This window comes from Bradyrhizobium sp. RDM12, from assembly GCF_051917485.1.
Lineage (GTDB): Bacteria > Pseudomonadota > Alphaproteobacteria > Rhizobiales > Xanthobacteraceae > Bradyrhizobium.
In genome coordinates, this window is the sequence record NZ_CM133064.1 from 1,488,623 (window position 1) to 1,512,233 (window position 23,611).

Below are 23,611 nucleotides of genomic sequence, written 5' to 3' on the forward strand. Positions count from 1 at the left end.
CCCGCAAGTCTTTGAAAAAGCTACCCGGATTCGCAGGAAATACAAATGTGATGAATGTCACGGAAAAACCCGGTGCGGGGGCCGCATGATTGAACCCCGGAAGGCTACGGGGGCGGAAAAAGCGGAGATCCGCATAGGGTAATTACCAACAAATTCAGGGGTTTATTTCAAGTGTTGGGTGGTCTATTGCGGGGCCGGCGATATCCGGTTAAGAGTTTGTTTGGTGCGGTGCCGCAAATTGCGCGCAATTCGGGGACATATCCCCGGCCAATCCCTCAAACCTAAAGCCGCCATCGCGCTACTCAAGCAGTGTGCGCGCGCTTGGCCGGTCTTTGGCACTGACAGGAATGAACCGAGATGAATGTAAGGCAGCTCGCAATTTCCCGACGTTCGATTGCCCTCGCCGCAGCCCTCATCGGCACGGTGTCGCTGGCGATCGGCGCCCATGCTGCCCTCAACATGCGCGCGCTCGACGCCGCCAAGGCCGTCGCGACCGACCAGGTCACGGGCACGCTGGGCCAGAGCTCGCGTCTCGCGCTGGTCATCGGCAATGGTCATTATCCCGATGCGACCGCGCCGCTGACGCAGTCGATCAACGACGCGCGCGCGCTGTCCTCGTCGCTGCGCAAGAACGGTTTTGACGTTGATATGGTGGAAGACGCCAGCAAGGACGACATGGTCCGCGCCGTCAACCGCCTCAAGTCCCGCATCAAGCACGACACCGTTGTCATGCTGTTCTTCGGCGGCTACGGCGTGCAGGCCGGCCGCGAGAGCTACATGCTGCCGGTCGATGCCGTGATCTGGAAAGAGAGCGACGTTCGCCGCCAGGGCGTCTCGATCGAGGGCGTGCTCGAGATGATGAAGGAGCAGGGCGCCAAGGCCAAGCTCGTCGTGGTCGATGCGTCCCGCCGCAATCCCTATGAGCGCCGCTTCCGCTCCTATTCGCATGGTCTCGCGCCGATCGGCACGCCCGATAATGCGCTGATCCTCTCCTCGGCCTCGCCCGGCAAGGTCGTCGACGACGGCAAGGGCGATCACAGCACGCTGGTCAGCGAGCTCCTCAACAATCTCGATGCGCAAGGTAGCAGCGCCGAAAGCGTCTTCAACAAGACCCGCGTCGCAATTTCTCGCGCCTCCGAAGGCGACCAGGTCCCGACGGTTTCGTCCTCGCTGCTCGAGGACGTGCAGTTCAACGAAGCCGGCGGTTAGTTTTTCTCATTCGGCAATGTCTCGTGCCCCGGACGCGGCGCATCATGTAATGATGCGACGCTGAGCCGGGGCCCAGTTTTTGGCCTCAGGCTGAACGGCATTGTGGGTCCCGGCTCTGCGCAGCAGCGTTGCACGCTGCAGCGCGTCCGGGACACGAGCATCTCTACTTCGCCGCGCCCGCGCTCGCCATCACCGGGCGCACGGGATCGCCTTCGCGTAGCAGCGCGCCGGCACGGGCGACGACGATATCGCCCTCGTTGAGGCCGTCGCGGATCTCGATATTGCCGCCCGACATCAATCCGGTCTCGACCCGCTTGGTCTCGACGCGATTGCGGCGGATCACCTGCACCACGGTGCCGGCGGATGAATATTGCACCGACGTCAGCGGCACCGCCACGTTGCAGCTCTGCCCGGTCTTGATCAGCGCGCGGCCGCTCGCATTGAGCAGCAGCCGCTTCTGCGAGGCGATGCCGATATAGACCATGCCCTGCTGGATGTTCGGCTCGACGGTCGGGCCGATGCGGCGCACCTTGCCCTCGATATCGCCGGCGCCGGCAATGCGCACGGTGGCCGGCTGATTGACCGCGAGCTTCCTGACATCGTTGGTCGCGACCAGGCCGACGAGATCATATTCGCTGCGCGCCACGATCGTGAACAGCGCCTCGCCCTTGGCCGAGGCGAGATTGCCGATCTGCGCGGTCGAAGTGGCGATGATTCCGGCGACGGGGGCGGTGACCTGCAGCGTGCCGCCTTCGGGCAACGCCAGCCGTGCCAGCACCTGGCCGGCCGTCGTGGTCTCGCCGGCTTCGGCCAGCACCTCGGTCACCTTGAGCCCAGGACGCTCGGGCCGCACCGAGGTCTCCTCGCGTGCGACGATCGAGCCCGTGGCCTCGACGATGTCGGAGAAGCAGGATTTTGCGGCCTTCAGCACGGTGACCGCCGGCCCCTTGGGCGGGTCGTCATCGGCAGCGAGCACGGGCTGGGCGGAGACCAGCACCAGTCCGGCGAGGGCAACGAAGATCTGCGAAAAGGAACGCGCAGGCAATGAACGCATAGTCATTCCAGTTGGCCATGAGAAGGCTATCAGTCGATAGCAGATGCGATTGCGGCGGGCCATGGGCTGACCGGATGAGAAATGCCGCAGCGCAGACGGCGCGATGCCGCCCGTTGATTTAGTCGCTGCACAAGCGAAGAGGTTCGCCGCTCTTACCCTCCAGAGGAGGGTAAGAGGCTCAGCCTCACTTCAGCGTCAAGAACTCCACCCAGTTCGGCTTCTTACCGGTGGCGTAGGATTTCAGCTTGCTGAGTGCGCCGCTGGTCTGGTCGATGGTGTAGACACTCATGCCGTCGGACAGCTCGCCGACCGCGGCGAGGTAGCGGCCGGTCGGATCGATATTGAAGCCGCGCGGCTGTTTCTCGGTCGGCACGCTGCCGATCGTGGTCAGCTTGCCGCTGGTGGCGTCGACCTTGTAGGCGGTGAGCGTGTTGCTGGTGCGCTCGGAGGCGTAGAGGAAGCGGCCGTCCGGGGTGATGTGGATGTCGGCGGCCCAGGGCTTTTGACCAGAGTCCTTGCCGTTGAAACCTTCCGGCAGCGCCGTGGTGCGCTGGATCTCGCTCCATGCGCCGCTCTTGGCTTCATAGCTGTAGGCAGCAACGTCGCCGTTCAGCTCGTGGATGAGATAGACGAACTTGCCGTTGGGGTGAAACACGAAGTGCCGCGGCCCGGATTTCTCCGGCGTCTTGAGTGATGGCGGATCGCTCGGCGTCAGCGTGCCCGCGGCGGCATCGAACGCAAAGCTCAACACCTGGTCCGAACCGAGATTGGTCGCGAACACAAAACGGTTGTCGGGCGAGGGCAGGAAGGCGTGCGCGTTCAGGCCGGTCGGGATCACCTGCTTCGGCTCGCTGACGACGCCGTTGGCAGAAAGCGGATTCAGCGCGACCTTGTTGCCGCCATAGGAGGCGCTGAACAGCATCTTGCCGCCGCGATCGGTGGCGATGTTGGCCATGCTGTCGGCGAGCGGCCCGTTGCCGATATGGCTGAGCTGGCCGGTCTTTTGGTCGATCGCAAAGCTCACCGCGAGGAACGGCTGCGAGCGGACGCCTGCGATCAGCACGCGGTGATCGGGCGTGATCGCGAGTGGCGTCGAGGATCCCGGCTTTTCGACGCCGGTAAAGGCGGCCGTCTGCACCGGTGTCATCTCGCCGCTCTCCGCGAGCTTGAACACGCTGATGTCGTTGCTGTCGGCATTGCCGACATAGGCAAAGGTTTCGGCCATGCCGGCACGGACTCCGGAAACGAGGGCAAGAGTGGTGACAAGAGCGGTGAAGAGCGTGGTGGCGATCGCCACGCGGGATGCGGGGCGTGTCGGGTTGATCATGGGCCGTCCTCCTTGAGCCGGTGTGGCTTGTGGTTTTGCCACGGAGGATAGCGGCTGGGGTTCCGTTGCACCAAATTCCAATGGGGATCGATCGATGCCGAAATGGTATCGTTGCGGTTACTGGCGCACCGACGCAGTCAGGTCGCGTGAGGGCAGATGCGGGCCGGCCGGATGGTCGGGCGGCCCGAGCACCGTCCACACGGCAATCGCCAGCAGGGCCGCGGTCAGGATGGTCCGGGAAACCAGTTGTCTGCGCATCAGGCCAAATCCGTCGGTCGAAGGTTCGGCCATCGTGCACTGCAAACCGCGACGCCCCTATGAACTCGTTCACAGCCGGACAACGCCGGGGCAAATGCCGAACCATTGCCGGGTGAGCGCATTAACCCGGCATGCCCCGCGAAAACGACCTCGAAGGCGAGCCCGACATGGGCGGCAAGCACGGCGGCCAGTCCGGCCAGCCCAAGCCGCCGCCGCGTCCGCGCCAGGGTTCGCGGGATGAAGACGTCGTGGCAAAGCGCCACACCGGTCAGAGCAGTCAAACCAATCGCAAGGTCTCGCCGACCAACCCCGGAAAGCGCTAAGCTTCGTCCGCTCCTGCTCGAGCCGCAGGGGTCATGCGATCTTCGGGGAACGGCAGCCTCGGCCCGCCGTTATTTCGAACTCGCGGAGGGCGCCTAAAACGGAGGCTGGAAGTGTTTTGGATTTATTGGGACACCGCCTGGTCGCTCATCATCAGCGGCATCATGTTTACGACCATTGTCACGCATCCGGACGCCGAGTTGGTCGAGATCCATCCCGCAAGACGGGTGAAATGAGCCTCGCGAGATGCTGGCGCGCCTGTCGGACGATCTGAAGCGCGATATCGACCGTTTCGTCGGCGATCTCCGGGCGGCGTAGCGCAAAGGTGGGCAAAGCGCAGCGTGCCCACCATTCTCCCTACGAAAGCAGATGCATGGTGGGCACTGCGCGCGAAGAGCGCGCGCCTTTGCTCACCCTACGAAGCCACACCGCATCACTGCATCATCGCGGCTGCGATCTTCTCCGCCGACATCAGCACCGGAAAATTGGTGTTGGCGCACGGCACCACCGGGAAGATCGAGGCGTCGACGACGCGCAGGCCCTGAATGCCTTTGACGCGGCCTTGGGCATCGACCACTGCCATGGGATCGTCGGCCCGGCCCATGCGACATGAGCACGAGGCGTGCCAGACGCCGATGGTGGCCTTGCGCACGAAGGCTTCCAGTGCCTCATCGTCGTTGATCACGTCATCAAAAGTAAAACCTTCGACCACGAAATTGTCGATCAGATAGTGGCGCAGCGCCGCGGGTCCATCCATCAGGGTCGCGGCGATCGCAGTCAAGATTCTGTTCCTGGTGTTGACCACGCCGATCTTGCGGACCTTGTCTGTATAGGCGGCCGGGAACGGCTTGTCGGTCACCGCCTTCACGGCATCGCTCATCTGAATGGCCGCCATCTTGCGGAAGCCGCTCATCAGGCGCTCGAGGTCGCGCCGGTCGGACAGCAGATTGAACTCGACGATCGGCTCAGTGGAGGGATCGCGCGAGGCAAGCTTGACCTGTCCGGTCTCGGAATAGGTCTTGTTGACGAAGGTCAGCGCCGAGCCGATCTGCGCGCCGACCGCGTGCCAGGCCGACTTGCTGAGCAGGACGACGAACATGTCGCCCTTCGGCACGCCCGGCAGCCCCGACGAATAACGCAGGCCGAGTTGCATGTGCCGCCTGGTATGCGCGTTCATGCGGGCGCTGCGGCGGACGAAGGACGACAGCGAGATCGAAGGATGATCCATCAGGCGCTGGCCGACGCCTGCGAGCCCCATCAGGACCGGAATGCCCATATCCTTGAGGTGGCCGACCGGGCCGATGCCGGCGCGCAACAGATGCGCCGGCGAATGGATCGCGCCGCTGGAAAGAATGATCTCGCGTCCCCGGAATTCCTGCTCGCGTCCGTCGATGACCGCCTTCACGCCGACGCATTGCGTGCCTTCGAACAGCAGCTCTCTCACCTGCGTGTTGGTGGAGATCGCCAAATTTGCGCGCTTGCGGGTGTCGCGATCGAGATAGCCCATCGCGGCCGAGACGCGTTGCTCGGCCTGGTTGGAATGCGTCACCGGGAAATAGCCGTCGACGAACTCGCCGTTCTGGTCGGGCAAATACTGATGGCCGGCCTGCTGGAAGGCGTCGGCGAAGGCCTGGGAATGGCGGGTCCAGTGCTCGCGTGGTATCCTGCGTACGGGAATTCGGCCGTCCTTGCCATGGTACGGACCGTCGAAATCGAGGTCGCGCTCGACCTTCTTGAAGAAGGGCAGCACGTCGTTCCAGGTCCAGCCCGCGGCGCCGCGCGCGTCCCATTCGTCGTAATCGGTCGGCGCGCCGCGGTTGGCCATCTGGCCGTTGATGGAGGAGCCGCCGCCGAGCACGCGCGCCTGCTCGTATTTGCGCAAAGGCGGGCGCGCTTCGTTCGGATTGTTGTGGCTGACGACCTGGGTCGTGACCTTCAATTCCGTCCAGTGGAAGCGTGGATCGAAATAAGCCGTGCCCGGATAGCTGTCCCTGATTTCGGCCGGCTCGTTGCCGGGTGGGGTGTCCTGTCCGGCTTCGCACAGCAGGACCTTGTTGGCGCTCCTGGCGGAGAGCCGGTGGGCCAGCACGGACCCCGCCGAGCCGCCGCCCACGATAATATAGTCGTACACGATTGGCGTTTCCTCTTGTTCTTGTTCCAAGAGGGTAGCGTGGATTCATCGCGAGGTCACGCCATCGTCGGCCGGTCCGCGAGCGCTGTCGGCGCGCCCTATTGCAGAACCTTCGGCATCACGACGACGACGTCGACCTGCCGCTTCAGCACCCGCGCTGCGACCGCGGCGATATAAATCGAATAGCCGTCCTCGATGTCGGACGCGTTCTCCTCGTCCTTGGCGAAGGCGTAGAGCATGGTGCCGTCGAGCTTGTCGAAACGGATGCCTGCAAACAGGCGATCGAACGTCTCGGCGCCAACGGCGCCCGCCATCAGCGCCTGTATGGCCTGGTCCTGGACGAGTGTGAGCTTCATCATGCCGATGAGATATGAAACGGTTGCGCGAATGCAAGGTCGGCTTGCGACCTCAGGTCATGCTTCCCGGCATGAAGCAGCGGATCATGGCGCGACCGTTGACATAATAAGGCCAGACGATGGTGCGGCCGATCCGGTTCGGCTCGGTGATCACGGTGTCGTCAGGCACCTGGATCCACTCACCCTGGATCCTGACCCGGTAATGTCCGTTGCTTGTGTCCCAATCGACGTCGTCGAGCGCGGTGCCATCGGCGTCCGCGCAGCAGGGTCCGCCGCCCTTGCTGTGCAGGCTCTCGAACCAGCCCTTGAGTGGAGAGTTCGCGTAGCGCCCGTCATCGCGCGCCCCCGCCGGCGCTCCGGTCAGGGCGATCGCCGCAGCAACAAGAAACATTCGCAAAAACAACATTGCCATGTCGCCTCGCTCGATCTGCGCACGCCCGCAGAGCGCGAGACGCAAGCGTCCGCGATGCGCGCGATGCGGCTGGCCGACTGCCGGCGGCCGGGGCTCCAGCCACCGCAGCACGGCCATAACCGCGAGCCGGGGCGTTTGATCCTATTTTCGGGGAGGCCGCGGACGGATCATTGCGGGCGACGGAACTGAGGTCAGGCCGCGGCGGCCTGCTTCGACAGCAATTGCTTCAGCTTCGCCGCCGGCACCGCCGGGCTGAACAGCCAGCCCTGCATCTGGCTGCAGCCGAGCTGCCGCAGCACCTCGCGCTGGGCTTCGGTCTCGACGCCTTCGGCCGTCGTCGCCATGTGGCGGGCGGCGGCCATGTGCACCACGGCCTGCACGATCGGCGAGGAATCCTCGGGCTCGCCGATGTCGCTGATGAAGCTGCGGTCGATCTTGATCTTGTCGAACGGGAAGCGGTGCAGATAGCTCAGCGACGAATAGCCGGTGCCGAAATCGTCGAGTGCGATGCGCACGCCGAGCTCGCGGAGCTGCTGGAGAACCGTGAGCGCTTCCTCGTCGTCGCGGATCAGCACGGTTTCTGTGATCTCGAGCTCGAGCCGTCCCGGCGCGAGGCCTGACTCGGCGAGCGCTGCGGCAACCTTCAGCGCCAGCGTCTTGGATCGGAACTGCACCGGCGAGACGTTGACCGCGATGTGGATGTCGCCGGGCCACGAGGCGGCCTCGGTGCAGGCCTGCTTCAGCACCCATTCGCCGATCTCGCCGATCAGGCCGGTATCTTCCGCGACCGGAATGAAGTCGGCGGGCGAGACCATGCCGCGCTCCGGATGATGCCAGCGCAGCAGCGCCTCGCAGCCGGTGACGACATTGGCCGCAAGATCGACCAGCGGCTGGTAATGCACCTCGAACTCGCCGCGGCCGAGCGCCTGGCGCAAATCGAGCTCGAGCTGGCGGCGCAGCCTGGCCTTGGCGTCGTATTCGGGCACGAAGATGCGGAAGGTGCCGCGGCCCTCGGATTTCGCGGCGTACATTGCGAGATCGGCGCGCTTGAGCAGATCGTCGAGATTGTCGCCGTGGTCGGGCGCGATCGCGATGCCGATGCTGGCGTCGGTCGCGATCTCCTGGCCCTTGCAATCCACCGGCATGCGCAGCGACGTCAGGATCCGTTCGGCGAGCGCGGTCAGCCCGGCCTGGTCGCAGGTCCCGGCCTTGACGATGGCGAATTCGTCGCCGCCGAGGCGTGCGACGAGATCGTTGCCGCTGACGCAGGCGCGCAGGCGGTTGGCGACCTGGCGCAGCAATTCGTCGCCGACCTCGTGGCCGAGCGAATCGTTGACGCCCTTGAACTCGTCGACGTCGATATAGAGGATCGCAAACGGCTTGCCCTGGCGGAGCTCCGCCACGCGCCGCTCCAGATGGCCGCGCATCAGCACGCGGTTGGGCAGGTCGGTCAGCGCGTCGTAATGCGCCATATGCGCGATGCGCTCGTCGGCGCGGATGCGTTCGGTGACATCGTCATGCGTGGCGAGCCAGCCGCCGGCGGCGCCGGGCTGGTTCTTGATTTCGATCAGCCGGCCGTCGGAGGTCTCGACGATGTTGCTCTGCATGCGCCCGACATTGTTCAGGATGTCGTCGCAATAGGAATCGACGTCGCCTTCGAACGAGCCGGTGTCGGCGCGATGCTGGATCACGTCGCGGAAATGGACCCCGGGTTTCACCAACGCGGTCGAGAGCCCGTACATGTCGATGTAGCGGCGGTTGCAGACGATGAGCCGCTCGTCCTGGTCGAACATGAGCAAGCCCTGCGTCATCGTGTTCATCGCGGTATCGAGCCGCTGCTTCTCCAGCGAGACGCGGTTCGTCACCTGGCGGAAGATCAGGAGCAGCGTGAGCACGAGCAGGCCGATCGACAGCACGGCGACGGTGACGAAGAACTTGGTTTGCGTGCGCCAGGTGGCGAGCGTCGCGTCCAGCGATTTGGTGGCGACCACGACCAGCGGCTCGCCGGTCAGCATGCGCGAGGCGACGATGCGATCCTTGCCGTCGATCGGGCTGGCGAGCTCCGTGGTGACGAAACTGCGCTCGAACACGGCCATCTGCTCCGGCGAGCCGGTGCGGTAGTTCTGCCCGATCATGGCGTCGACATGCGGAACGCGCGCGAGCAGCTGGCCGTTCTGGTGGTGCATCGCGATCGAGGATTCCTCGCCGAGCCCGGTCGATGCGAAGAAGGACTCGAGCTGCTCCGGCGTAATCGCCCGCGTCACCACGCCAAGGAATTCACCGTGCGGGCCCGACACGCGCCGCGCGAACACGATCGCCGGACCTTTGCCGAACCGGCCGGGCACGACCTCGATTTCTTCTTGCGACGCCGGATCGTTCTTGAGCCGGTTGAAATAGCCGCGATCGGACACCGAGACGTCGGCGACCGGCCAGCGCTTCGAGGAGTTGATCAGCACGCCATTGGCATCGAACACGTTGGCGCCGGCGACGTCGGACCAGCCGCTGGCCTTGGTGCGCAGCACCTCGTGCACGGCGAGCGTCGCCATCTCGCTGCGGAACATATCGGCGGACTCGATGCCGTGGCTTTCGAGTTCCGCGATAACGCTCTTCTGCAGCACCGCAAAGTCTTCGAACTCACGGTCGAAATGGCGAGCGAGCAGGCGGACATTGCTTTCCAGGCTGTCCCGGCCGCTCGCGATGGCGTTCTGGCGGAAGCGGTCGACGGTGAGCCCGGTGCCGATGGCCATGGCCGCCATCAGCACGAAGCCGCCGACGATCAGCCATGTCAGCGGCGCGCCCCGCCATTGGCGAAGCAGCGCGCGCAGTCGCGCGGTCCATCGAATTGATGCGCCCATCCAGTCCTCCCGTGGGATGCAGGATGCCGCAAAACCGCCAAGACCCCGTTACCAGTGAGGGTTAGTGAAATGTGAATCGGAGCGGAATCAGGCAGTTGGTTCCGCTCGCGCACCAGACCATGGCGCGTTCACCGCTTGATCTCCCAGTTCAGGGCTTCCACCTTGCCTTTGGCGAACATCGCCGGCATGTCGAACTTGCCGGGTCTTGAGGTCATGGCGGCATTTCCACTGGCAACGGGCCGGAGGCGGCAAGTGCGGGAGCGACGGCGAGCGTCAAAGCAAGCGCCAGCCATGGGGCCGCGCGGCAAAATGTGGTCACGGGAAAAATCCTCAAAAAAATGCCGCAGTGCGGCCTCGCTCATTTGACGCCGGCGGGAATACCTCGGTTCATCCCATTGACCGTCTTGCTGCCGCAGCCAAATCGGCGCAATTTGCGCAAGCCGATTTGCGACCCAGGGTTTCGATTAAAAGATTTCGATTAAGGTTTGAGGACTGATGATCACCGCATCCAAGGCCTTCATGGCATTCTGTCTGCTCGCGGTGGTCGGCACCGTTCTGGTGATCGGCCCGACCGAGCTGCGCCGTCTGCTGCCGGGCGGGGCGGGCACCGAGGTCGCGGTCGTCGCCAAGCCCGATGTCGAGCCCGAGGTCAAGCCTGAGGTGAAAGCCGAATCCAGGACAGAGCCGAAGCCGCAAGAACCGAAACTCGCCGCGCTTGCACCACCCACGCCGTCCGCCTCGCCGGCACCATCGGACACCGCGAAGCCGGGGGCGCTGGCCGAAACCGAGAGGCAGGTTGCGGCGCTGGCCGATATCGCGCCGGCCAAGCCGCAGCCTTCAGCTACGGATACCGGTCCCCGTTTCGACGTCGCACGGGTCGATGATCATGGCGAGGCCGCGGTGATCGCGGGCCGGGCCGCGCCGGGTTCGAAGGTCGAGTTGATGCGTGACGGCCAGCCGCTCGACAGTGTGGTGGCTGATGCGTCGGGCCAGTTCGTGATGACCCCACCCAAGCTTCCCGCCGGCAGCTATGAGCTGACGCTGCGCGCCAAGGCGCCCGACGGCTCCGTCATGCAGTCCAGCCGCACCATGCCGGTGACGATCGCCGACGCCGCGCCGCCGCCAGCGCGCGTGGCGACTGCAGCGAAGCCGGCTGAAAACGACAAATCCGACGTCGTCGCGTCCCTGCCGGCGCCGCATCTCGCCTTGGCTTCGGACCGGTCCGCGGCTCGGCCGCGCATGATGGGCCCTCCCAAGCCAAAGGCCATGGCGAGGGTGCCGGCGGGTAACGCGGTCGCGTCCGCGTCGCCCGCAGACGTCCTCAACACGGCAACGGCGGAGGCCGGCGGCAGCCGGGTGGTTTCCCGCGGCGACAGCCTGTGGGCGCTGAGCCGTCTCGCCTATGGTGACGGCAACCGTTACGCGGTGATCTTCAACGCCAACCGCCAGAAAATCCACAATCCCAATCTGATCTACCCCGGCCAGACCGTCGTGCTGCCGCAAAAGCCGCAGTGAGTGCTCGTTCTTCTCCCTCGCCCCGTTCTTACGGGGAGAGGGCGGGGTGAGGGGCCTCTCCGCGACCCTTGTCTGTCGATAGACCCGTACCCCCTCACCCGGATGCCATCTGCGATGTCATCCGACCTCTCCCCGCAAGCGGGGCGAGGTTAAGATGCCGCGGCGCTTCGACCGTCTCGCCGCGGAACATTTGGTTCCCCGCCGAGTTTTTCCGAGCGACGCGATGTGCGCTTGGCGCTGGAGGAGGGCCAGGAAGTGATCGTCTCGGTGGTCGGCTCTGTGGTCAGGTCGAGATCCCGTCTCGGACCGGCGCTGGCCGGCGCGTTCCTCGCGATTCTGACCGTGGCGTTGCCAAATCAAGCACAGGCGCAGTTCGGATTCCGCGGCGGGCCGCTCGGCATTGCGCGCTTCGCCGTCGGCCACGTCATCGGCCTGTCGCGGCTGCGCCACGCCCGCATGGCGGTGCGCGGCAGCCGCTATCGTTCCGCTGCGCTGAGGTCGCAGGATCCGCGCCAGAGTCCCAACGGAGCCGAGCGGGGTCAGCCCGCCAATCCCTACATCATGCGCGCGGCGCTCACGGCGCAGGCGGCGCTGTCGGGCTGGCACGGCGGCCGCCGTCCGCAGGGCTGGTGGCGGCATCCCGACGGCAGCTACGGTTGGGTCGGTCCCGTGTTCTGGCCGTTCGCGCATGACGATCTCACCACCGCAATCATCTTCGGCGATATGACCAGCCTCTCGCTCTATGGCTATGGCGATATCTATGCCGCGATCTTCGCGCCCTATGCGGCCCCGGAGTTCGCCGCCTACACCGCGCCGCAAGGACGTCGAGCGCGACGAGTCCCGCCGGCGGAGGCGGTCTGCGACGCCAGCGACACCGGCGGCCTGCCGGTCGACCGCGTCGCCGCCGCGGTGCAGCCGAACGAGATGCAGCGCACCGCGCTCGACGATCTCGGCGCCGCCTGGGCCTCCGCGCGCGAGACCATCCGCGCCTCATGCCCGGCGCAGGCGCCGCTGACTGCGGCGGAGCGTCTCGGCGTGATGCAGGCCCGGCTCGATGCCATGATCAAGGCAACGGACGCGCTCGCGGCGCCGCTCGCAAAATTCGTCGATCTCCTCGATGACGGCCAGAAAGCAAAGCTCGAATCGCTGGCCAACGAGCGCCGTGCTGCGCTCGCCTTGGCCCAGCACAAGGACGCGCAAGCCGCCGCAGCCTGCGATCCGAACAACGATCCCCGCGACGATGTGCAGGCGCAGCGTCAATACGAGCAGCTCGTGCAACAGCAATGGCCCGCCGCCGAGATCGCATCGACGCTGAAGCTCGACGACACCGGACGCGCCCGCCTCGACGTGCTCCAGGACACCACGCTGCGCACCATGCAGACGCTCAGCCCTTGCCCGACAAGCGCGGCATCAACACCCCAAGCCCGCCTCGCCGCCGCGAAGGCCCGGCTCGAGCGGATGCAGCAGGCGGTCGGCGGCGTCGCCGATGCGCTCGATGATTTCGAGTTCGATCTCAGCGACGAGCAGAAGGGCGGGTTCGAGGCGATCGGACCGAAGCGGGGGACGTGAGTGTTGCGAAACGTCCGCTTGCGCGGCATCCAACATTTGCCGCGAAACAAAACCTCATCCTGAGGCGCCCGCAATAGGCGGGCGTCTCGAAGGATGGCAGCAAGGAAGCTGCCGGCCGCATCATTATCCAATTCGCTGGCTCGTCTCCGCAAGTCCTCCACAGCCCCTCCCATTCCCACCAAAGCCGCACTTCGCTTCCCCCGCCTCATTTGCTAATGCAACCTCCGGCAAGCGCAAATCGAGGCAGGGAATGCTCACGGGTGAACTTCGTTCCAAGATCGACAACGTCTGGAACGCCTTCTGGGCTGGCGGCATCGCCAATCCGATCGAGGTGATCGAGCAGATCACTTACCTCCTCTTCATTCGCGGCCTCGACGAGGCCCATACTCGCGAGGAGAACAAGGCCAACCGCCTCGGCAAGCCGATGGAGCGGCGTATCTTCCCCAGGGGCAAGGACGGCATCGGCAAGGGCGGCGGCGTCGCCTACGAGGACATGCGCTGGTCGCGACTCAAGAACAATGACCCCGCGACGATGTTCGCTATCGTCTCCGAGCACGTCTTCCCGTTCCTGCGCAACATGGCGGAGGAGGGCACCGCGCACGCCACCCACATGAAAGGCGCGCGCTTCACCATTCCGACGCCGGCGCTGCTCGCCAAGGTCGTCGATCTCCTCGCCGATATCCCGATGGAGGACCGCGACACCAAGGGCGACCTCTACGAATACATGCTCGGCAAGATCGCGAGCGCCGGGCAGAACGGCCAGTTCCGCACGCCGCGCCACATCATCGCGCTGATGGTCGAGATGACCGCACCGACGCCGAAGGACGTGATCTGCGATCCCGCCTGCGGCACCTGCGGCTTCCTGGTCGCAGCAGGCGAATATCTCCGCGACAACCATCCAAAACTGTTTCACGACAAGGCAAGCCGCGATCACTTCAACGAGGAGATGTTCCACGGCTTCGATTTCGACGGCACGATGCTGCGCATCGGCTCGATGAACATGACGCTGCACGGCGTCGAGGACCCCGACATCCGCTACAAGGATTCGCTGTCGCAGGAGCACGCCGGCGACGAAGATCGCTACAGCCTCGTGCTCGCCAATCCGCCCTTCGCCGGCTCGCTCGACGCGGATCAAGTCGCGAAAGACTTGCAGGCAGTGGTCAAGACCAAGAAGACCGAACTCCTGTTCATGGCGCTATTCCTCAAGTTGTTGAAGCGCGGCGGTGATCGTGCCCGACGGCGTGCTGTTCGGCTCGTCCACCGCGCACAAGTCGATCCGCAAGATGCTGGTCGAGGATCACAAGCTCGATGGCATCGTGAAGCTGCCGTCGGGGTGTTCCGGCCGTACGCCGGTGTCTCCACCGCGATCGTGCTGTTCACCAAGACCAATTCTGTTCTATGATTGCCAAGCGGACGGATTTTCACTGGATGACAAGCGCAACGCATTGCTGCTGTCGGGGAAGACCGGCCCGCGCGCAAATCTCGATGCCGCCGAGCACGCGAAGAACAATCTCCCGGATATCGCCGCGCGCTGGAAGGAAAGGGCCGGCCAGGAGCGTGATCGACCGCGCACGACGCAGAGTTTCTGCGTGCCCAAGGCCGAGATAGCTGCGGCTGGCTATGATCTCTCGATCAATCGCTACAAGGAGGTGGTGCACGAAGCGGTGAAGAATTACCCTCCGAAGGAAATCATCGCGGAATTGAAGGCGTTGGAGAAGGAGATCGCGGACGGGTTGGCGGAGTTGGAGGCGCTACTGTGAACGCGCATCCTCAGCTCGCGATCGAGGAATTCTGTGAGACGGGTAGTGGCGGAACTCCCGACCGCAGCAAGCAGCAATATTACGGCGGTTCGATTCCGTGGGTAAAATCCGGCGAGTTGCGGGAAGATGTGATACAGGACACCGAAGAAAGAATCACGGAGCTGGGACTAAAGGAAAGTAGCGCGAAGTTGGTGCCGAGAGGTTCGATATTGCTGGCCATGTATGGTGCGACAGTCGGTCGAATGGCGTTTCTAGGTATTGATGCTGCGACAAATCAAGCTGTCTGCAATGTCAGGCCGGATCCGGAACTAGCCGATCCGCGATACGTATTTCATGGCTTGCAATCAAAGATGAGCCACTTCCTTGCGCGCGCTGCGGAGGGGCTCAACCCAACATTTCGCAGGCCATAGTCCGAGAAACAAAGCTAGTACTTCCGCCACTCGACGAGCAGCGCCGGATCGCCGCGATCATGGACAAGACGGATGCGCTGCGCCGCAAGCGCAAGAGCGCGCTCGATCTACTTGGGAGACTTGCTCGCTCGATCTTCTTGGACCTGTTCGGTGATCCAAGTTCGAATCCGAAAGGCTGGAAGCGTGGTAGGATCGGCGACCTTCTTGATAGCGTTCAATATGGTACCAGCGCCAAGGCGGGAGATGTTGGCCGGTATCCGGTCTTGAGAATGGGAAATATTACTGTTGATGGAAGAGTAGTATTCGACAATCTAAAGTTTATAGACTTTCCAACCGCTAACCTTGAGAAGTTTATGCTGAAGCGCGGTGATATTCTTTTCAACCGTACCAATAGCGCCGATTTGGTCGGCAAGACGGCTGTGTTTGATAGGGATGAGCCGTTTGCCTTTGCTGGCTATTTGGTGCGCGCTCGAGTTAAACAAGGCTTTAGTCCTCACTATGTTTCCGGCTATTTGAATTCCCGCCATGGCAAGGCGACGCTCCGCGGAATGGCCAAGAGCATCGTTGGAATGGCTAATATCAACGCAAAGGAGATGCAGAGCATTCCAATTCTTTTGCCCGACCGGGAGACGCAGCGCGTCTACGATCGGGAGGTTGCGGCAATTGCTGGACTTCGAAAGATTTACGAGCAAGATGCTACGGCTCTAGAGTATCTCTTCTCCTCGCTCCAGCACCGCGCCTTCTCTGGGCAGCTCTAACCCTGCAGTTCGAGCTCGATTGGGACCCGGCGAAAGCGGACGAGCAATCGGCGCAAGCACGGGCTGGCCTTTGAGGGCGACGATAGGTATCTTCAGCGGTCCGCCGGCCCTTTTTGCGATGGGCCGAACCCGGCCGACAAGCTGCTTCTGGTCGTGCATACCTATGTCGAGCTGCCCCGGAGCGGACGGCTATCCGCATCATCTCCGCGCGCCACCCGACCCGCCGAGAGATCAAGTCCTACGAAGATGGGTGATCCGATGAAGGACGAATCCGATTCCTCGGCCGCCGAGCGCGGTAAGTTCTTCCGGAAGGGCGCACGCCTCGTGCCGCCCGTCCATCTGGAGCCCGATGTGCTGGCCTATCTGTCCGAATTGGCCGATGCCAAGAGAACTTCGCTGAATGAGCTGGTGAACACCCTCCTCAAGGAGGATATCGAGCGGATCGACGCGGGCAAGTCATCGGGCCTGCTGTAGAGCTCAGTGTCCGGCCGAGGACCGCCTATTGAGCGCTGTCCCTCCCGTCCCGCGCCCGCGCGTCACGCCGCCGACGTCAGCGGTCGCGCCCGTTCGATCCGCTTGCGGTCGCGGGCCGAATGCATCGCTTCCCACAAATCGGTTCGCCGCTGCACGTTCAGCCAGAAGTCCGGGCTGTTGCCGAACACGCGGGCGAGAATCAGCGCCGTGGCCGCGGTGACGTTGCGACGGTCGTTACAGAGTTCGTTGACGTGCTTGCGCTGTACGCCCATAGCCTCGGCCAGCGCGCCCTGGGTCAGGCCCATCGGCTTCATGAATTCCTCGGAGAGGATCTCGCCTGGTGTCGCCGGTTTGCGTTTCGTGCTCTGCCGGGTCATGTTCCCCCCAGCGTGTAGCCGCGATGTTTCGGTTGCAGGTTGGTAACGTATACGATACCATAGGATCCGAATAGAAGAATATGTTTCGAAAAGTCGTAGTCCGTTCCGTCGCTGGTTCGACGGTCTCGACGCCCAGGCGGCCTCTGGCGTGACCGTCGCCATCGAGCGGCTGGCTGACGGTAATGTGTCGAACGTCAAATCGATCGGCGAAGGCGCCGCCGAACTGAAGATCAATCGAGGCCCCGGCTATCGGGTCTATTTCGGCTGGGACGGCAACGCGCTGATCATCCTGCCTGGTGGCGGTACGAAGCGAAGGCAGCGCAACGATATCGACGCCGCGCTTCGCTGCTGGGGACTACAAGGCGCGCAAGCGCGGTGAAAGGTGACGACAATGGCGTTGACGCGGGATTTTCGTGACACGGTACGGAAACGAGCGGAGCGCGATCCGGCCTTTCGCGAGGCCCTGTTTCAGGAAGCGGTGCAGGCCTTGCTCGCCGGAAATACTGCCGATGGCCGCGCCACCTTGCGCGCCTACATCAATGCGACCATCGGCTTCGAGCGGTTGAGCAAGGTGCTCGGCCGGCCGGAAAAGAGCCTGATGCGCATGTTCGGTCCCGAAGGCAATCCGACCGCCGAGAACCTGCTCGGAGTCATCAGCGTGCTGCAGACGGAGACTGGCGTGCATCTCGAAATTCGCGCCGTCGCGGACGCGGCCTGACGGCGCGCCCGATGTCGAATTTCACCTTCCTCGCGGCCGAATTCCCCAACTTGCACGAAGCTGCGGTGGAGGCCGAGCGCCAGGCGGCGGCGTCGCCGACGGCGGCGGCATTCTTCGCCGGCAAGACCGTCGAGCTCGCCGTGAAATGGGCGTTCCGCAACGATCCCGGCCTGAAACTGCCGTATCAGGACAATATCGCAGCGCTGCTGCACGAGCCGAGCTTCCGCAAGGTCGCGGGCGAAGCCGTGTTTGCCAAGGCGCGCTACATCAACACGCTGCGCAACCGCGCCGTCCATGAAGAGCGCCGCATCAGCTCCGGGGATGCCACCGGCGCGGTGAAGGAGCTGTTTCACGTCTGCTTCTGGTTTGCGCGCACCTACGCCAAGGTCAAACCGGCGGATAGCCTCGTCTTCGATCCGTCGGTGCTGTTGCGCCGCGACGAGGTCTTGAAGAAGGCGTTTGTCCAGCTCAAGACGCAGCAGGCCGAGCTCGACGCCAAAAACGGCGAACTGACGAAGCTTCTCCTCGACAAGCAGAACCTCGACGAAGAGCTGAAGACAATTCGCGCCGAGGTCGCCGCGGCCCGCAAGGCGGCGGAGGCGCGGCCCGATCGCCACGACTACAACGAGGCCGAGACACGGGATCGCTATATCGACCTGTTGCTGCGCGAGGCCGGGTGGGCGCTCGACAAGCCCGACGATACTGAGTTTCGGGTCGAGGGCATGCCGAACAATGAGGGCATTGGCTTTGTCGATTACGTGCTCAGGGGCGCGGATGGCAAGCCGCTCGGCCTGGTCGAGGCCAAGCGGACCCGCAAGGATGCCCGCGCGGGCCAGCAGCAGGCCAAGCTTTATGCCGACTGTCTGGAAGCACGCTACGGCCAGCGTCCCGTGATCTTCTATTCCAACGGTTATGAGCACTGGATCTGGGACGATAGCAGCTCACCGCCGCGCCAGATCGGCGGGTTTTACAAGCACGACGAACTGGAACTACTGATCCAGCGCCGGTCTCGCCGCAGATCGCTTGGCGCGGAGGCGATCAACCGGAAAATCGTCGAGCGGCCGTACCAGCACCGGGCCATCCGCTCCATCGCAAAACATTTCGAGGAGGACGGGGAGCGCAAGGCGCTGCTCGTCATGGCGACCGGCTCCGGCAAGACGCGGACCGTGATCGCGCTTGTCGATCTCCTGATGCGCGCCGGCTGGGTCAAGCGCGTGCTGTTCCTCGCCGACCGGGTTGCGCTGGTGAACCAGGCGGCCGGCGCCTTCAAGGCGCATTTGCCGGATCCGCTCCGGTCAATCTCGTGACCGAGCGAACCAGCGAAGGCCGCGTCTTCATCTCGACCTATCCGACCATGATGGGCCTGATCGACGGCAAGCAGGAAGGCAAGGCCAAGTTCGGTCCCGGCCATTTCGATCTCATCGTCATCGACGAGGCGCATCGCTCGGTCTACCAGCGCTACCGGGCCATCTTCGAGTATTTCGACTCCTTCCTCGTGGGCCTCACCGCGACGCCAAAGGACGAGATCGATCGCAACACCTACTCGCTGTTTGATCTCGAAGACGGCGTGCCGACCGACGCCTACTCGCTGGAGGAGGCGGTGGCCGAGGGGCATCTCGTGCCGCCAAAGACGATCTCCGTGCCGTTGAAGATCGTCCGTTCCGGGCTGCGCTATGACGATCTCAGCCCCGAGGAAAAAGACCAGTGGGACATGCTGGAATGGGGCGAGGACGATGTTCCCGACACCATTGAAGCCGCCGAGGTCAACAAGCGTCTCTTTAACGAGGAGACGGTCGATCTCGTCATCGCTCATCTCATGCAGAACGGCCTGAAGGTCGAGGGCGGTGACCGGCTCGGCAAGACCATCCTCTTTGCCAAGAACGAGGCACACGCGAAATTCATCGAGAAGCGATTCAATTTGGCCTATCCAGCGTTGACCGGACATTTCGCGCGGGTGATCACGCACCAGACGGGAGCCTACGCCCAGACGCTGATCGACGACTTTTCGGCCAAGGCCAAGGCCCCGATATCGCGATCTCCGTCGATATGCTCGATACCGGCATCGATGTGCCCGAAGTCGTCAACCTCGTCTTCTTCAAACCGGTACGTTCCAAGACGAAATTCTGGCAGATGATCGGTCGTGGTACGCGGCTGTGTCCCGATCTGTTTGGCCCTGGGCAGGACAAGGAATTCTTCCGTGTCTTCGATTACTGCCAAAACATCGAGTTCTTCGGTGCCAATCCCGAATTGAAGGAGGCGAGCGCGGCACGCTCGCTGTCCGAGCGCCTGTTTGCAGGTCGGGTCGATCTGGTGCGGGCGTTGGATGAGAAGCATGCCAAGGCAGACGGCTTTGCTGCGGGCGCACAGACCCCCTACGAGCTGGGCGACGACGCGCCGCCGAGCGAGCCGGACATTCGCGCGTCCGCCGCCAAAACGCTGCAAGAGATCGTTGGCGGAATGAACGAAGATAATTTCATCGTGCGTCAGCATCGCCGCTCCGTGGAAAAGTTTCGCGAGCCGAATGCATGGCGCGTGATCGATGACGAGAAGCGCAAGGAGCTGGTCGACGAAGTCGCGCCGCTGCCGTCAAGCCACATGCTGGGCACCGAGGATGCCAAACGCTTCGACCTCCTGATGTTCCAGCTCGAACTGGCGCTGCTCAAGGGCTCAAAGCGTTTCGACACGCTGCGCAAGCAGCTTCTCGACATCGCGTCCGCCCTGGAAGAGCAGACCGCCATTCCCGCGATCGCGCAGCATGCCGAGCTGATCGAAGAGATCCAGACCGATCAGTGGTGGGAAGGCGTCACCGTGCCGCTCCTCGAGCTGGTGCGTTTGCGCCTCCGTGACCTCGTGCAGCACATCGAGAAAGGCAAGAAGGCGCTGGTTTATTCAAACTTCGCGGACGAGATCGGCGAAGGCGTCGAGCTGCAATTGCCCCAAGTCGGCGAGGCCGATTTCGCTCGCTTCAGGAGCAAGGCCCGTCATTTCCTGCGCGCTCATCAGGACAATATCGTCCTGCACAAGCTACGCCAGGGCAAGCCGCTGACCTCGTCCGATCTCACCGAGCTGGAGAAGATGCTGCTCGATGCCGGCGTTGGCGCGGCCGGCGACATCGAGCGCGCGCGTGAGACGAGCCACGGCTTTGGACGGTTCGTGCGCTCACTCGTAGGACTTGATCGCGCCGCTGTGAGCGAAGCATTCGGCGGGTTCATCGCCTCTGGCACCGCGACCGCAGCCCAAATCGAGTTCATCAACATGGTGGTGGAGCATTTGACCGATCAAGGCATGATGGACCCGTCGTTGCTATACGAGCCGCCTTTCACCGCGATTGCGCCGACGGGGCCGGAGCATTTGTTCGACGAGGCCAAGGTCGTCCGTCTCGTCAGCACGATACGTGAGATTAACGACAGCGCGGTTGCTTGAGGGGGACGGCTGTGACCCGACGGGCAAGCACATCAGAGCCTGGTGATATCACGCGCAAACGCCCGATGATGCCATCCTGCCAGTGTTTTGCCCGACGTGTCAAAGAGAATTTCGCAAAATCCGTAAGCTGCGTGGAATTCGCCATGCGGCTCAGGGCTATGGCTACTATGCATGGGGTTGTTTTCGATTTTTGTGTTGGAGGTCACCCCCGCCGCCGCGCCGCGGAGCGCTCGAGCTTGCGGATGCGCTCGATCTCGCCGAGCTGGGTCGCGACGCGGTCTTCGAGCGACTTGTTCAGCGATGTCTTGGTGGCGCGGTAGGAGATCCAGGTCTCCATCGCGCCGTGATCGGCGTCGGCGCTACGGGCCGCACGGGGCCACGGCCCTTTTACCACAAATTGGGCTTTTGGACCGGTGAGGACCGGTCGAGGGCGGGTGTGGCGCCAATCACCGATTGAACAGCTGCCGCATCACATCGTTCATCGGTTGGCTGTCCTGCTGCGCCTCAGGCGGGTCCTGGGTCGGAGGGTCGGCGAAGCCTGGGGTGCCGGTGTGGCCGATGCGCCGGGCAGGCTGCGGCTTCGGCCGGCGCCGTTGCCGGCACCGCTCGAGAGGCCCTGCTGGATCAGATTGCCGATCGCCTCGCCGAGCGGGCCGCCGAGCAGATTGGTCTGCCCTTGTCCTTGTCCTTGCCCTTGCTGCTGCGTCGGCGGGTTGGCGTTGCCGCCACCCGGCGCAGCGGCGCCGCCGAGGCCAAAACTGTTCAGGATGTTGCCGAGCCCCGCGCCATCAGGTCCGAACAGGCCCTTGCCCATCTCGCGCAGCTTGGCATAGGCGGCATCCGGATTGTCGAGCACGCCGGCCATGTCAGGGTAGATCCGCGGCTGCGACCACGCGCCGGTGATCATCACGGGAATGCCGAAGCCGACGGGATCGGAGGCGCGGCCCTGGCCTTCGGTCGTCATCACCAGCTTCGGCTCGACGCGAAAGCCCATCATCTTGGTGTCGAGCGCAATGGTGCCGGTGCCGGTGACGCGCACCAGCGGTCCGATCAGATTGAGATCGGTGGTCACCGCCTGGCCCTTGTCGATGCGGAAGGACGCGGAGAGCTGCGACAGGTCGGTGCTCTGCTCCTGGCTGTTGTTTTGGCTGTCCTGCCAGCCCGACAGCGTGCCCGACGTCAGCGAACGGATCATCTGCGCGACATTGATGCCGCGGATGGCGCCGTCCTGGAAACTGACGAAGGCCGTGCCCTGCATGTTCGCCATCAGCTCGCGCTGGCTGGTGCCAGCGCTGCGCAGCGCGAGCTTGGCTTGCAGCTTGCCGTCGATCCGGTCGAATTCGGCAAGCCCCTGCAGCAGCGGCAGCGCGCGCACGCCGACGAGGTCGGAATGCATCGCAAAGCTCGGCGCGCCGCTGGTCGCATCGAGGATTACCTCGCCCGAAACCTGGCCGCCATAGGCGCCGAGATTCGCCGTGCTCACTTTCAATATCCCGCCGGCGAGTTTTGCATCGAGCGCCAGCGGCGCAAGGTGGGCGTCGCCGATCACGGCTTCGTTGGCCGAGATCCTGACCTGCGCATCGACATAGTTCAGCCCCGACACATCGATCGGCGCGTCGCTCCAGGGCTGCCCGGTGCTGCCGTCAGGCGATTTCGCCAGCGGAATCGCCAGCCGCTGGAAGTCGAGATCGACCTTCACCAGCGGCTTGCTCGCGATGTCGACCGAGGCCCAGCCGTTGAACGCGCCATCGCCGAGCGTGCCATTGACGCCGTTGACCATCACGACCGCACCGTTGAGCCGCAGCTCGGCATGGCCGGCGAGCTGAGACTTCAGCACGTCGGGCATATCGATGGCGAAATCCACCGGGATGGTTTGCCGCTCGATCGGCGGCGCTGGCGTGGTCGCCTTGATGTCGAACTTGGTCGGGTGCTCGCCGACGCGCGCGGTGCCGGCGACATTGACCTTGCGGTCGCGGCCCATGACGGCGTCGGCATTGATCGCGCTGATACGGCCGTCGACGCGATCGCGCACGCGCGAGAATGCGACTTCGCCGTTGATGATCCTGATACGGTCGATGCTCGCACCGTCCATATCGAGCGCAAGCGGCTTCGGCGCCGCATCGGCGTTTGGCAGGCGCTCGCGCAGCAGCGGCTGGTACAGCACCGGATGGGTGACGACGATCTCGCTGATGTCAGGGCGACCCGACCACACGCTTGCGAGCGACATGTCGGCCTGCACGCTGTCGATCGTCACGCGCGTGATGCCGCTGCGGTCCTTGGGGTCCTGGAGCGTGAGGTCGTTCAGCTTGACGTTCAGCGTCGGCCACAGGCTGATCCTGGTGGTGCCATCGATCGAGAGGCGATAGCCGCTCGCCTGCTCGACGCGCGAGGCAATCCTCGCGGTCAGGAAGCCCGAGGGGATCCCGATCACCAGCAGGAGTGCGATCACAACGATGATTGCGACCAAAGCTGCGCCGACGAATTTCACTGCTCTCATGTCGACTTTCCAACGATGGACGAGTGGCGCCGAAACCGGCAGATGGCCCGCCCTTTACGCCTGAGTTTATCCCGGGACGGGAAGCCGCTCCAAGCCGGTAAAAATAATCGGAACGTACTGCAAAGTTATGTGACTTATGACACACTTGCCCAACGCGGTTTTACGCGATTCTGATGCTGATGCTTCC

The 23,611-nt window shown here is 63.8% G+C and carries 23 protein-coding genes and 2 pseudogenes; 14 read left to right on the forward strand and 11 right to left on the reverse strand.

The annotated features are described in order from the left end of the window. Positions 1 to 357: 357 nt before the first annotated feature. Positions 358 to 1,209 carry a caspase family protein gene (locus tag ACTGJ9_RS07060; RefSeq protein WP_456676479.1) on the forward strand — a complete coding sequence of 284 codons (852 nt, stop codon included), beginning with the start codon at positions 358 to 360 and terminating at the stop codon, positions 1,207 to 1,209. 163 nt (positions 1,210 to 1,372) lie between these two features. Here the strand turns inward: ACTGJ9_RS07060 and ACTGJ9_RS07065 are convergent, their stop codons facing one another. The 3 genes from ACTGJ9_RS07065 to ACTGJ9_RS07075 all read right to left on the reverse strand — a co-directional run bounded on the left by ACTGJ9_RS07065 (position 1,373) and on the right by ACTGJ9_RS07075 (position 3,881). Next, complete coding sequence (locus ACTGJ9_RS07065) at positions 1,373 to 2,263, reverse strand: efflux RND transporter periplasmic adaptor subunit (RefSeq protein WP_456676480.1); 891 nt, start codon at positions 2,261 to 2,263, stop codon at positions 1,373 to 1,375. 184 nt (positions 2,264 to 2,447) lie between these two features. Continuing rightward, positions 2,448 to 3,590, reverse strand: a complete 1,143-nt coding sequence (locus tag ACTGJ9_RS07070) for a lactonase family protein (protein ID WP_456676481.1) — start codon at positions 3,588 to 3,590, stop codon at positions 2,448 to 2,450. A gap of 117 nt (positions 3,591 to 3,707) precedes the next feature. Beyond that, the gene (locus ACTGJ9_RS07075; RefSeq protein WP_456676482.1) at positions 3,708 to 3,881 is read right to left on the reverse strand and encodes a hypothetical protein; all 174 of its coding nucleotides are present in this window, start codon (positions 3,879 to 3,881) and stop codon (positions 3,708 to 3,710) included. Between the two features lie 98 nt (positions 3,882 to 3,979). On the opposite strand from ACTGJ9_RS07075, the gene ACTGJ9_RS07080 reads away from it, so the two are divergent. Both ACTGJ9_RS07080 and ACTGJ9_RS07085 read left to right on the forward strand, forming a co-directional pair. Next, on the forward strand, positions 3,980 to 4,171 hold the full coding sequence (locus ACTGJ9_RS07080; protein ID WP_456676483.1) for a hypothetical protein: 192 nt from the start codon (positions 3,980 to 3,982) through the stop codon (positions 4,169 to 4,171). A gap of 111 nt (positions 4,172 to 4,282) precedes the next feature. After that, on the forward strand, positions 4,283 to 4,405 hold the full coding sequence (locus tag ACTGJ9_RS07085) for a hypothetical protein (RefSeq protein WP_456676484.1): 123 nt from the start codon (positions 4,283 to 4,285) through the stop codon (positions 4,403 to 4,405). A 197-nt stretch (positions 4,406 to 4,602) separates the two neighbouring features. Here the strand turns inward: ACTGJ9_RS07085 and ACTGJ9_RS07090 are convergent, their stop codons facing one another. The 5 genes from ACTGJ9_RS07090 to ACTGJ9_RS07110 form a co-directional block, all read right to left on the reverse strand. Further along, positions 4,603 to 6,300 (reverse strand): GMC family oxidoreductase, encoded by a 1,698-nt coding sequence (locus tag ACTGJ9_RS07090; protein WP_456676485.1) that lies wholly within the window; start codon positions 6,298 to 6,300, stop codon positions 4,603 to 4,605. 98 nt (positions 6,301 to 6,398) lie between these two features. After that, positions 6,399 to 6,659: a hypothetical protein gene (locus ACTGJ9_RS07095; RefSeq protein WP_456676486.1), complete on the reverse strand. Its 261-nt coding sequence runs from the start codon at positions 6,657 to 6,659 to the stop codon at positions 6,399 to 6,401. A gap of 49 nt (positions 6,660 to 6,708) precedes the next feature. Beyond that, complete coding sequence (locus tag ACTGJ9_RS07100) at positions 6,709 to 7,062, reverse strand: hypothetical protein (protein ID WP_456678463.1); 354 nt, start codon at positions 7,060 to 7,062, stop codon at positions 6,709 to 6,711. A gap of 197 nt (positions 7,063 to 7,259) precedes the next feature. Next, a complete protein-coding gene (locus tag ACTGJ9_RS07105; protein WP_456676487.1) occupies positions 7,260 to 9,923 on the reverse strand; it encodes a bifunctional diguanylate cyclase/phosphodiesterase in 2,664 nt (887 codons plus the stop codon). Between the two features lie 128 nt (positions 9,924 to 10,051). After that, positions 10,052 to 10,285, reverse strand: a complete 234-nt coding sequence (locus ACTGJ9_RS07110) for a hypothetical protein (RefSeq protein WP_456676488.1) — start codon at positions 10,283 to 10,285, stop codon at positions 10,052 to 10,054. 133 nt (positions 10,286 to 10,418) lie between these two features. Here ACTGJ9_RS07110 and ACTGJ9_RS07115 point away from each other — a divergent pair, with 133 nt between their 5' ends. From ACTGJ9_RS07115 to ACTGJ9_RS07140, 6 genes and pseudogenes are all read left to right on the forward strand, one after another. Continuing rightward, a complete protein-coding gene (locus tag ACTGJ9_RS07115; RefSeq protein ID WP_456676489.1) occupies positions 10,419 to 11,438 on the forward strand; it encodes a LysM peptidoglycan-binding domain-containing protein in 1,020 nt (339 codons plus the stop codon). A gap of 237 nt (positions 11,439 to 11,675) precedes the next feature. Beyond that, positions 11,676 to 13,007: a Spy/CpxP family protein refolding chaperone gene (locus ACTGJ9_RS07120; protein ID WP_456678464.1), complete on the forward strand. Its 1,332-nt coding sequence runs from the start codon at positions 11,676 to 11,678 to the stop codon at positions 13,005 to 13,007. 250 nt (positions 13,008 to 13,257) lie between these two features. Then, a pseudogene (locus ACTGJ9_RS07125) lies at positions 13,258 to 14,767 on the forward strand (type I restriction-modification system subunit M). After that, positions 14,764 to 15,177: a restriction endonuclease subunit S gene (locus ACTGJ9_RS07130; RefSeq protein WP_456676490.1), complete on the forward strand. Its 414-nt coding sequence runs from the start codon at positions 14,764 to 14,766 to the stop codon at positions 15,175 to 15,177. Before ACTGJ9_RS07125 ends, ACTGJ9_RS07130 begins: the two are co-directional and overlap by 4 nt. 59 nt (positions 15,178 to 15,236) lie before the next feature. After that, positions 15,237 to 15,935 (forward strand): restriction endonuclease subunit S, encoded by a 699-nt coding sequence (locus ACTGJ9_RS07135; protein WP_456676491.1) that lies wholly within the window; start codon positions 15,237 to 15,239, stop codon positions 15,933 to 15,935. Between the two features lie 258 nt (positions 15,936 to 16,193). Beyond that, complete coding sequence (locus ACTGJ9_RS07140) at positions 16,194 to 16,409, forward strand: hypothetical protein (RefSeq protein ID WP_456676492.1); 216 nt, start codon at positions 16,194 to 16,196, stop codon at positions 16,407 to 16,409. A 62-nt stretch (positions 16,410 to 16,471) separates the two neighbouring features. Here the strand turns inward: ACTGJ9_RS07140 and ACTGJ9_RS07145 are convergent, their stop codons facing one another. Further along, positions 16,472 to 16,786 (reverse strand): HigA family addiction module antitoxin, encoded by a 315-nt coding sequence (locus ACTGJ9_RS07145; RefSeq protein ID WP_456676493.1) that lies wholly within the window; start codon positions 16,784 to 16,786, stop codon positions 16,472 to 16,474. Between the two features lie 148 nt (positions 16,787 to 16,934). Between ACTGJ9_RS07145 and ACTGJ9_RS07150 the strand changes: the two genes are divergently transcribed. Genes ACTGJ9_RS07150 through ACTGJ9_RS07170 form a run of 5 tightly spaced genes read left to right on the forward strand, consistent with a single transcriptional unit; the run spans position 16,935 to position 20,927 of the window. Continuing rightward, positions 16,935 to 17,165, forward strand: coding sequence for a type II toxin-antitoxin system RelE/ParE family toxin (locus ACTGJ9_RS07150; RefSeq protein ID WP_456676494.1), 231 nt, complete (start codon positions 16,935 to 16,937; stop codon positions 17,163 to 17,165). 12 nt (positions 17,166 to 17,177) lie between these two features. Further along, positions 17,178 to 17,504, forward strand: a complete 327-nt coding sequence (locus ACTGJ9_RS07155; RefSeq protein ID WP_456676495.1) for a transcriptional regulator — start codon at positions 17,178 to 17,180, stop codon at positions 17,502 to 17,504. An 11-nt stretch (positions 17,505 to 17,515) separates the two neighbouring features. After that, positions 17,516 to 18,811: a DEAD/DEAH box helicase family protein gene (locus ACTGJ9_RS07160; protein WP_456676496.1), complete on the forward strand. Its 1,296-nt coding sequence runs from the start codon at positions 17,516 to 17,518 to the stop codon at positions 18,809 to 18,811. Beyond that, positions 18,808 to 19,638 carry a DEAD/DEAH box helicase family protein gene (locus tag ACTGJ9_RS07165; RefSeq protein ID WP_456676497.1) on the forward strand — a complete coding sequence of 277 codons (831 nt, stop codon included), beginning with the start codon at positions 18,808 to 18,810 and terminating at the stop codon, positions 19,636 to 19,638. Before ACTGJ9_RS07160 ends, ACTGJ9_RS07165 begins: the two co-directional genes overlap by 4 nt. Next, entirely contained in the window at positions 19,551 to 20,927 is a 1,377-nt protein-coding gene (locus tag ACTGJ9_RS07170) for a type I restriction-modification enzyme R subunit C-terminal domain-containing protein (RefSeq protein WP_456676498.1), read from the forward strand. Before ACTGJ9_RS07165 ends, ACTGJ9_RS07170 begins: the two co-directional genes overlap by 88 nt. 202 nt (positions 20,928 to 21,129) lie before the next feature. Here ACTGJ9_RS07170 and ACTGJ9_RS07175 read toward each other — a convergent pair whose 3' ends face one another. Further along, positions 21,130 to 21,264 (reverse strand): hypothetical protein, encoded by a 135-nt coding sequence (locus tag ACTGJ9_RS07175; RefSeq protein ID WP_456678788.1) that lies wholly within the window; start codon positions 21,262 to 21,264, stop codon positions 21,130 to 21,132. Positions 21,265 to 21,373: 109 nt separating this feature from the next. Next, positions 21,374 to 23,424 (reverse strand): annotated as a pseudogene (locus ACTGJ9_RS07180) (AsmA family protein). Positions 23,425 to 23,611: the final 187 nt, after the last annotated feature.